The organism is Arthrobacter sp. TS-15 (genome assembly GCF_006964045.1).
In the GTDB taxonomy this organism is placed as follows: domain Bacteria; phylum Actinomycetota; class Actinomycetes; order Actinomycetales; family Micrococcaceae; genus Arthrobacter.
This window is the reverse complement of record NZ_SDXQ01000047.1, coordinates 45,232-54,114: the sequence shown is the minus strand read 5'-3', so window position 1 is coordinate 54,114 and position 8,883 is coordinate 45,232. Positions and strand designations below refer to the sequence as shown.

General features: G+C 62.9%; 7 protein-coding genes. 4 read left to right on the top strand and 3 right to left on the bottom strand.

All coding sequences use genetic code 11. The annotated features are described in order from the left end of the window. The 3 genes from EU811_RS18870 to EU811_RS18860 form a co-directional block, all read right to left on the bottom strand. The coding region (locus EU811_RS18870) for a transglutaminase family protein (RefSeq protein ID WP_142939842.1) at positions 1-1,858 on the bottom strand (1,858 nt) is incomplete at its 3' end. Beyond that, a complete protein-coding gene (locus tag EU811_RS18865) occupies positions 1,855-3,318 on the bottom strand; it encodes a DUF58 domain-containing protein (RefSeq protein ID WP_142939841.1) in 1,464 nt (487 codons plus the stop codon). The genes EU811_RS18865 and EU811_RS18870, both read right to left, overlap by 4 nt. Positions 3,319-3,331: 13 nt before the next feature. Then, positions 3,332-4,420 carry an AAA family ATPase gene (locus EU811_RS18860; RefSeq protein ID WP_142939840.1) on the bottom strand — a complete coding sequence of 363 codons (1,089 nt, stop codon included), beginning with the start codon at positions 4,418-4,420 and terminating at the stop codon, positions 3,332-3,334. Positions 4,421-4,617: 197 nt separating this feature from the next. Here EU811_RS18860 and EU811_RS18855 point away from each other — a divergent pair, with 197 nt between their 5' ends. The 4 genes from EU811_RS18855 (at position 4,618) to EU811_RS18840 (ending at position 8,872) form a co-directional block, all read left to right on the top strand. Then, entirely contained in the window at positions 4,618-5,514 is an 897-nt protein-coding gene (locus tag EU811_RS18855; RefSeq protein ID WP_142939839.1) for a TatD family hydrolase, read from the top strand. Between the two features lie 291 nt (positions 5,515-5,805). After that, on the top strand, positions 5,806-6,975 hold the full coding sequence (locus EU811_RS18850; RefSeq protein WP_142939838.1) for a resuscitation-promoting factor: 1,170 nt from the start codon (positions 5,806-5,808) through the stop codon (positions 6,973-6,975). Positions 6,976-7,001: 26 nt separating this feature from the next. Continuing rightward, a complete protein-coding gene (gene rsmA / locus EU811_RS18845; RefSeq protein WP_142939837.1) occupies positions 7,002-7,883 on the top strand; it encodes a 16S rRNA (adenine(1518)-N(6)/adenine(1519)-N(6))-dimethyltransferase RsmA in 882 nt (293 codons plus the stop codon). Next, entirely contained in the window at positions 7,880-8,872 is a 993-nt protein-coding gene (locus EU811_RS18840) for a 4-(cytidine 5'-diphospho)-2-C-methyl-D-erythritol kinase (RefSeq protein WP_142939836.1), read from the top strand. The genes rsmA and EU811_RS18840 overlap by 4 nt, the downstream gene beginning before the upstream one ends. Positions 8,873-8,883: the final 11 nt, after the last annotated feature.

Here is an 8,883-nt window from a genome sequence, read left to right as displayed (position 1 = left end):
GAGCGGGGGCGGGGGTGGTAAGCACCTCTTTCTCATCGGCGTTGGTGCTCAAGTTGCCGGCTACCGAACTTTCCGTCGCGTAGTCCGGAGGAACGCCGCGGGAAGGTGTCGGCTCGAAGGGGACCCAGCCCAGGCCCTCGAAGTACAGCTCAGGCCACGCGTGCGCGTCCCGGGCGTCAACCTCGTACTCGGGGAAGGATCCCTGACCCACCAAGGCCACCGATTCACCCGTGAGGCGGCCCGGCGCGTAGCCCACCGCAATCCTGCTGGGGATGCCTTCAGCCCGTGCCATGACCGCCATGGCGGAGGAGAAATGGACGCAATAGCCGCTCTTCACTGCAAGGAAGTCGGCCAGGACCGAGAGGCCATTGCCGTCATAGCCATTCTGGACGGGAGCCTGAAGTGAATAAGTGAACTCGCCTGAACGCAAGTACTTCTGGATGGCCAGCGCCTTGGCGTAATTGCTGCCAGCCGATGCCGTGACGGTATCAGCCGTTTGGCGCACGATATCCGGAAGGTTCCCGGGGACCCTCAGGAAGTCCTCGGAGATATCCTGCGGAACGGCATTGGCCTGAGATAGGGACTGCGCAGTGATCTTGGGAGCTGCGGAGAAAACCACATACCGTTGCGCGCGGGTGGTGGTCTCCGTGCTCATGATGCTCAAGGTTGATGGATCCCACGTCCATCGTCCGTTAAGGCCGTTTACTGAGGCGGGGGCAAATGGAGCAGGAAGGTAAGGGCTGGAAAACAGGCCCGCATTGACCGACGTGACCGCGTTGACCACCTCGCCTTGGATCGCATATCCGGTCTCGATCCTGTCCACGCCCGCCCGGCGACCCGCCCCCCGATCATCAGGGGCCCAGGTTTCGCCGTCGAAGTTCTCCACCGTCACGGAGCGGAGGTACAGGGGAGCGCTGGCACTGGTGGCATAGGTGATGCGTCCCGAACCGGTGGGGCTGCGGAGGCTGTTGCCCAAAGTGATCATCGGGTTGAGCCCATTGGAGGTTCCCCAGGGGCTCAGCCGGGAGCCCTGCGGAAAGGTGCCGGTCTCGAAACCGGGAATCACCACAGGGACGGTCATGGTCAAGGCCAGTGCCAGGCCGCCTGTAATCACAGAGCGCCTGAACTGCCCGGCTCCACGTCCTGAACCCGACTGCAACCTCGCATCCGGGGCGAACCAGTGGCTGCACCCGAGGATGAGCAGGTAGCCCACGGCCGCGCCCATGAATCCGGCGACGCCCACGCTCTGGGGTTTGATGGTTGCCGGGACCACCATGACAGCCAGGAGACCAATACCGCTGGCGGCCGGCATGGACAGGGGAACGGCAAGGGCATCGATCAAGATCACCAAGAGGCCCAGGCAAGCGCAGAGGACAAAGACGATCCCCGCGTTGGGTGCTACAGGCGCACTTTCGGACACCACTGTCTCTGCAGCCCGTTTGATAAGGCGTCCGACGGCGGTGAAGGTTCCGGTGGTGGGGATGAACCCCGCCAGGCTTTCCTGGCGGCAGAAAATGAAGCTGAGAATGCCGGCCAACGAGGCAAATGAGGCCAAAGTGACCAACAACGGCTGGGCACGGAGCGCTCGGAGTACAGCAAGCGCCAGTGCGACCACCACCACGGTGGTGATCAGCGGCATGAACCAGGCCCAGCCCCTCAGGACTCCATTCAGGGACAGGGCAGCGCCAAGAACGGCCACTGAGACTGATCCCGCCATGACCCACGGGTATGGTCCGGCCCCCGGGGCCCGTGGCCGTAGCGGCTTGCCGGGTGCGGGCTTGCCGGAATCGGGTGTGCCGGAAGGACCGCCGGGTTGAGTCGGCGCTTTGGGGGAGCCTTGGTGTGATGTAGCTGTCATCGGGGCACCGCCGCTCCACGCCGGACATCCATGGCGGCATCGGCTGCCGCCACGATTCCGCCCTCGTCGAAGGCAGACCAGGCTGAGGTCAGCCGGGTCTTTGAGGTGACTGCCGCAGCTCTCCAACCTGCCAGGCGCAGGATCTCCAATACTTGGTCGGTGTTACGCGAAGCATCGGTCACCACCATGGCGAAAGCATTGGCGCCATACCCGGCCGCGGGAGCGAGCGCCCGTGCTTCTGCGAGTGTCAGGTTGCCCACCAAGGCCAGCAGGGGACCGCGCAGGCGATGCGCCGAGAGTTTGTCCATCAGGTGGTCGTTGAACGGAGAATCCGCAGACTCCGCGCCCGCTGCGCCGGAGGTGCCCTCTTTATGTTCCGGACCGGATTTGTGGTCCCCGATCTCGGCCCGGTGGTGATCCGGCCTGACGTGCCGGGGGCCGTTCAGCTCCACGGCCGCCAAAGCCTCAGCGATGGCCTGAAGGCCGCCCGCACCCGAGAACTCCTCCGCATCAGGATCCGCGGCCGACCTCGAACGGTGGAACGCCGGCCCACCGAACGAGTCAAGGAGCCGCAACGAATAACTTCGTTCCGCCAAGTGTGCGGCGATCGACATCGCTGCCGTAACTGTCCACTCAAAGTTGGTACTGGTGACCAAATCCGAATCTTCGTCACGGCTTCCGAACACGGAGCCGTTTCCGGAGGCAAAGGCGGTGAACCTTTGGTCAAGGATGAGAGTCGCTTCCGGTGTGGTTACCGACTCCTCCTGGCGGACCATGAGCTGGCCATGGCGGGCCGTGGCGGCCCAGTGAACGCGTCGCATGGGGTCCCCATGCCTATACTCGCGGGTCATAATGTCGTCGTCGCTGGGATTGGCCCGGATGCGGGTTGCCGTCACGCCGTCATTGCCCCGCGCTCCGGCCAGGCCCGTGACGGGAAGTTCGACGGCGGCAGGCGTCACGGTCAGGAGGTCGCCGTCGTCAATTGCGTGCCTGCGCAAAGACAAACCAAACGGGTCACTGAACTCTGCCGTGACCGGACCGATCCGGAACTGTCCACGCTTGCCCGAGCGAAGGTGATACTCGTAGCGGCTGGTGCCACCTGACGCTGACCTGGCCGGAAAACGGAAAGCGGGAGGCTCCCCGAAACGCTGAGGCAACTGCTCCTCCATGATGACCTGCCCCGTGGCAGATGAAGAACGGGCAATGGCCAGGCGAACAGTGGTGGTGCTTGAGGTCTCCACCGTGGACGGGTTGAACTCGCGGTACACCTGGAACTTTGGTTTGAGTACCCGGACGCCGGCAAGCGCCACCAATGGCAGGAGAATCAGCAAGACCGCCAAGGACAGGAGATCGCGCCTTCCCATGACGTAGGCGCACCCCAGGGAAAGGGCCCCGGCTGCCAGGAGTCCCCAGCCACGGTTGGTGAATAAATGCTTGGGAAGCCGATCCATGAGCGCCATTGGGGCGTGTCTCCTAAACGCTATGCCTGTCCCTGCGCCATGCGCCGGGCGGTTCCTGGGCAACGGGCAGGGAAGCGAAGATGCCCCGAAGAATACTCTGTGGAGTATCGCCCGAACTCGCGGCCTTGCGATCCAGGATGATCCGGTGGGCCAGCACCGATTCGGCAACGTCCACCACGTCATCAGGGAGGACAAAATCGCGGCCATCCAAAGCTGCCGTGGCCTTGGCAGCACGCAACAATTGCAGCAAAGACCGAGGGCTGGCGCCCAGGCGAAGGCGTGCGCTGTCCCGGGTGGCCCGTCCAATGGCCACCGTGTACTCCTTGATGGCCGTGGAGACGTACACCTGCTGGACCGTGGAAATCATGGCAGCAACATCGGCAGCGGTCACCACGGGAGTAACGTTTACCAAGGGCGAGGACGCCTGATGCGTCTCCAGCATCTCGATTTCGGCGTCCTTGTCCGGGTAGCCCATGGAAATCCGAGCCATGAAGCGGTCACGCTGGGCTTCAGGAAGCGGGTAGGTGCCTTCCATTTCGATGGGATTCTGTGTGGCCACCACCATGAAGGGCAATCCCAGCTGGTAGGAATGGCCGTCCACGGTTACCTGGTGCTCCTCCATGCATTCCAGCAGCGCGGATTGGGTTTTGGCCGAAGCGCGGTTGATTTCGTCACCGATGACGATGTTCGCGAACACGGCTCCGGGGCGGAACTCGAACTGCCGGGAAGACTGGTTGTAGATGGACACGCCAGTGACATCGGAGGGAAGCAGGTCAGGGGTGAACTGTATGCGGGAGACCGTACAGTCCACACTCCTCGCTAACGTCTTGGCCAACAGGGTCTTGCCCACGCCCGGGACGTCCTCCAAAAGAAGGTGACCCTGGGCCAGGAGGACCGTCAGGGCGAGCTTTGCCGCGTCCGCCTTACCGTCAATGACCTTATTGATGGAACCCAGGATGCGCTGGCTGGCATCGTGGAACCGTTCCGCGTCCATGACCTGCGGCCTATGCCCGTTGAGCCCGGAACCATCCTGTGGCAGGGTGCTGTAAGCCTCGCCCTGGACGGGCGGAGGCTCAACGGTGACTTGTTGCTTGGACTCCATGAATCGCCCTTCAGCCGTGGCCTCGGCAACAGCAATCTTCGCTAAACGCTGTTGTTGTTGACCGCTTGTCCGTTCCAGACTACCTAGACATTGGCCGCCGCTGACATAGTGCTCCGGAATTTATGTGCCATGTGGAATTTAGTGTGTACAACTTGGTGGTTGCCCAAGGAGGACCGCAGTCCGATTAAGGTGGAAGCATGTGCAACTCCCTCGCCCCAGCACCCTACAGGGCGCCATCCGATGCAGCAGAAGAAAAAGATTCCCGCCGGGAATACCCGCCGGCACCGGAGCCCCTCCCCGTAGCCGTCATGGATAACCACACACATCTGGACTTCAGGCACGGACTGATCGAGGTCTCCGTCAGGGATGCCATGGACTCCGCAGAAGCGGTGGGCGTGCAGGGAGCCGTGCAGGTAGGTTGCGACCTCGAATCGTCACGATTCACAGTGCAGGCCGTGGACGCTGATCCCCGGCTACTGGGCGCCGTGGCCATCCACCCCAACGACGCCCCCGAATACGCGGCCCGCGGGGAGCTGGAATCCGCGCTCGCCGAGATCGAGGAGTTGGCCCGGCATCCGCGGATACGGGCCATCGGTGAGACAGGGTTGGATTTCTTCCGGACCCACGGTGAAGGACTGGCGCATCAGCGGTACTCGTTCCGCCGCCACATCGACATCGCCAAACGGCTTGACCTGACGCTGCAGATTCACGACCGCGACGCCCACGACGACGTCGTCCAGGTTCTGCGCGAAGAAGGCGCTCCCGAGCGTGTGGTTTTCCACTGCTTCTCCGGAGATGAAGAACTCGCCCGGATATGCAACCGGAACGGATGGTACATGTCGTTCGCCGGGACAATGACGTTCAAGAATGCCGGGAACCTCCGCGCCGCCCTCGCCATCGCCGAGCCAAGCAGGATTCTGGTGGAAACCGATGCACCGTTCCTCACACCCCATCCCCACCGTGGCAAGCCAAATGCCAGCTATATGGTGCCCTACACGGTCCGGTCCATGGCGGACGTGACAGGAGATGACTTGTCCGAACTTTGTTCCCGCCTGGCCGAAAATACCTTGAATGCCTACGGATCCTGGGCATAAACGGCCCTTCTGGTGTCCAGGTTCAGCAGCCCGGCTGGATACCCGGTATGCACGTTTCTTGGTTCGTTTATAACGGATCGGTTACTGTGTTAAACAAGTAGCCGGGGTCGGGGAAGGCCTTCGGACAACTGCGTCGGTTCATTCCGGGGCAATCAGTTGAATGTTTTTTGGCGGCGCAGATGCCGGCAGCAAGAGCAGGACCAGGCGTATTGCCTGGCCCTGATGTTTTGCGGTCGGCATTACTTTTGCGCTTTTCCCCGTGCCCGGATGGTCTGAGAGTAATGGGCGATCGTGATCAAGTTCTTCACAACGGATGGCAAGTTCAGCTTCCTCAAAGTAGGTACCCAGTTGCTGGTAGTCGCGGCGCTGGTGGTTGGTGTTGTGGCCTTCGTGGGCAACAACAAGACCGTCACCCTCAACGTGGACGGCAAAGTGAGCTCCATCCAGACCTTTGGCGGCACTGTTGACCAAGTGGTCAAGGCAGCCAAGGTCGAGCTGAAGGACGCGGACCGCGTTTCGCCGGCCCTCGACGCGAAGGTCGACAACGGTTCAGTAGTGAACGTCAACCTGGCCAAGGCCGTGTCCATCGAACTGGACGGCGCCCGGAAGACCGTGAACACCACGGCCCCTGATGTTGCAGGCCTTGTGAGCGAGCTCGGCGTAGCCAGCTCCTCCGAAATCTCCCAGCCCAAGGAAGCGTCGTTGGAAGTAACCGGCTCGTTCGTTTCCATCTCCACGCCCAAGACCATCAGCGTCGTAGCTGACGGCAAGGACACCAGCACCACCACGACGGCGGCCGACGTCGCCACCGTGCTCAAGGAGACCGGAATTACTGTGGGCGCCAACGACCACATCTCCCAGCCCGGCAATGCTCCGATCGTCCAGGACATGGTAATCAAGGTCTCCCGCGTGGACACCAGCAAGACCGCCGAAGCCACAGAAGAAGTTCCCTTCGAAAGCGTGAAGAGCGACAGCGCGGAGCTCTTCAAAGGCGAAGAGAAGGTGACCCAGGAAGGCGTGGCAGGATCGTTGGTCAAGACTTTCAAGCTTGTCCTCGTCGACGGCCGTGAAGCTTCCCGCACCCTGGTCTCCAGCAACGTCGCCACCCAGCCGGTTCCCGAGAAGATCAGCGTCGGCACCAAGGCCCGTCCCGTTGCCACTCCCGCTCCCCAGGCAGCAGCCGCCGCAGCGGCACCCGCAGCCAGCGGCCCCACCGGCGCCCCGAACGAAGCCATGTGGGACAGGATTGCGCAGTGCGAATCGGGCGGAAACTGGTCCATCAACACCGGCAACGGCTACTACGGCGGACTGCAGTTCTCCAGCCCCACCTGGTTGGCAAACGGTGGTGGAGCCTACGCTCCCAACGCCAGCCTGGCCACCAAAGCGCAGCAGATTGACATCGCAAACCGCCTCTACGCAAAGAACGGCCTCAGCGACTGGGGATGCGCCCACGCGGCCTGACCCCGCACAGGCGATACGATACCTAGGTGACTGAACCGAATTCCGAACCCGCCGCCGTCGCGCCTTTGATGGGTGCCACAGATATCCGACGGCTCGCCGAAGAAATCGGTGTACGCCCCACCAAAACGCTGGGGCAGAACTTTGTGATCGACGGCAACACGATCCGCAGGATCGTGGCCGCTGCCAACATAGCCGATGGTGAGACCGTGCTGGAGGTTGGCCCCGGCCTTGGCTCCCTGACGCTCGGCTTGCTGGACGCAGCCAAGACCGTGGTCGCCGTCGAAATCGACCCCGTCTTGGCGGAAAAACTGCCCGAGACCGTGCGGGCCTGGCGTCCCGAGGCGGAAGAGAACTTCCACCTGGTGCTCTCGGACGCCATGAAGGTCACCGAACTGCCCCTGCCTCCCACCGCGTTGGTGGCCAACCTGCCCTACAACGTGGCTGTGCCCGTGGTGCTTCACCTGCTGCAGCATTTCCCTAGCCTCCAGCACGGCCTGGTCATGGTGCAGGACGAGGTTGCCGACCGTCTTGCCGCCACGCCGGGTTCCAAGATCTACGGTGTTCCGTCGGTCAAGGCTGCCTGGTACGGGCACATGCGCAAGGCGGGTGTGATCGGAATGAACGTGTTTTGGCCGGCACCGAAAATCCATTCAGGATTGGTGGCTTTCACCCGGCACGACCCCCCGGAAACGCATGCAACCCGTGAACAAGTGTTCGCTGTCATTGACGCAGCCTTCGCGCAGCGGCGGAAGACACTGCGAGCAGCACTTGCCGGTTGGGCCGGGAGCGCCTCCGAAGCCGAACGGTGCCTCGTTGCCGCCGGTGTTGACCCCACCGCACGCGGCGAGGTCCTGGACATCAACGCCTACGTCAAGATCGCCGAAGCCCGCCACCCTGTGAGCGCATGAACCCGGGCGGCCGCAAACCCAGCAGCCTCCCGTTCGTGCGGGAGCGCTTCCACGCCCGCACAGTTCGGGTCAAAGCCCCGGGCAAAGTCAACGTCTCCCTGAGCGTAGGCCCGTTGCGGCCTGATGGCTACCACTCGGTTGCCAGCGTGTACTTGGCCGTCTCCCTGTATGAGGAAGTGGCTGCCACAAGTACAGAGACTCCAGGAATCACCGTCAGCATCAGCCCGGACAGCACACTGGACCTTGACGGTGTGGATATCCCCTTGGACGAACGCAACCTCGCCTACAAAGCGGCAGCCATCATGGCTGAAGTGTCTGAAAAGCCAACAGGCGTGCACTTGGAAATCACCAAACGTGTGCCCGTGGCCGGTGGAATGGGCGGCGGATCCGCAGATGCCGCAGCCACCCTGTTGGCGTGCGACGCACTGTGGAACAGCGGCCTCTCACGCGATGAACTCGCGCATTTGGCGGCCGAGCTGGGCGCGGACGTTCCGTTTTCGCTCCTGGGCGGCACCGCCGTCGGGCTTGGTGTGGGAGACGAACTCTCACCCGCACTGGCCAAGGCACAAATGGACTGGGTGCTGGTTTTTGCCGACTACGGGCTGTCCACACCTGACGTATTCCGCACCCTTGACGGTCTCCGGGATTCCGAAGGCGTCGAGATTCCGGAGCCCGTTGATGTTGACCCCACCATCCTCCAGGCCCTGCGGAACGGCGATCCCGAAACCCTCAGCCGCGTGCTCATCAACGACCTCCAGCGGGCCTCCATCACGCTCGCCCCCCAACTTCGCGACACCATTGGGCTGGGCGAAGCGCGAGGCGCCCTCGCCGGCATGGTGTCAGGCTCCGGTCCCACCATCGCGCTGCTTGCCCGGGATTCCGTCGCAGCCGCGGTTCTTGCTGAAGAGCTTGGCCACCGTGGACACAATGCCCTGGCCGTACACGGTCCGGTTCCCGGCGCCCGGATCATCTCCGATACCCTCCTTTAGTACCCTCCAGC

What these genes read in the sequence shown, in the direction of transcription:
- EU811_RS18865 (WP_142939841.1), bottom strand. Translation starts at nt 3,318, where the DNA reads ATGGCGCTCATGGATCGGCTTCCCAAGCATTTATTCACCAACCGTGGC.
- EU811_RS18860 (WP_142939840.1), bottom strand. Translation starts at nt 4,420, where the DNA reads ATGGAGTCCAAGCAACAAGTCACCGTTGAGCCTCCGCCCGTCCAGGGC.
- EU811_RS18855 (WP_142939839.1), top strand. Translation starts at nt 4,618, where the DNA reads ATGTGCAACTCCCTCGCCCCAGCACCCTACAGGGCGCCATCCGATGCA.
- EU811_RS18840 (WP_142939836.1), top strand. Translation starts at nt 7,880, where the DNA reads ATGAACCCGGGCGGCCGCAAACCCAGCAGCCTCCCGTTCGTGCGGGAG.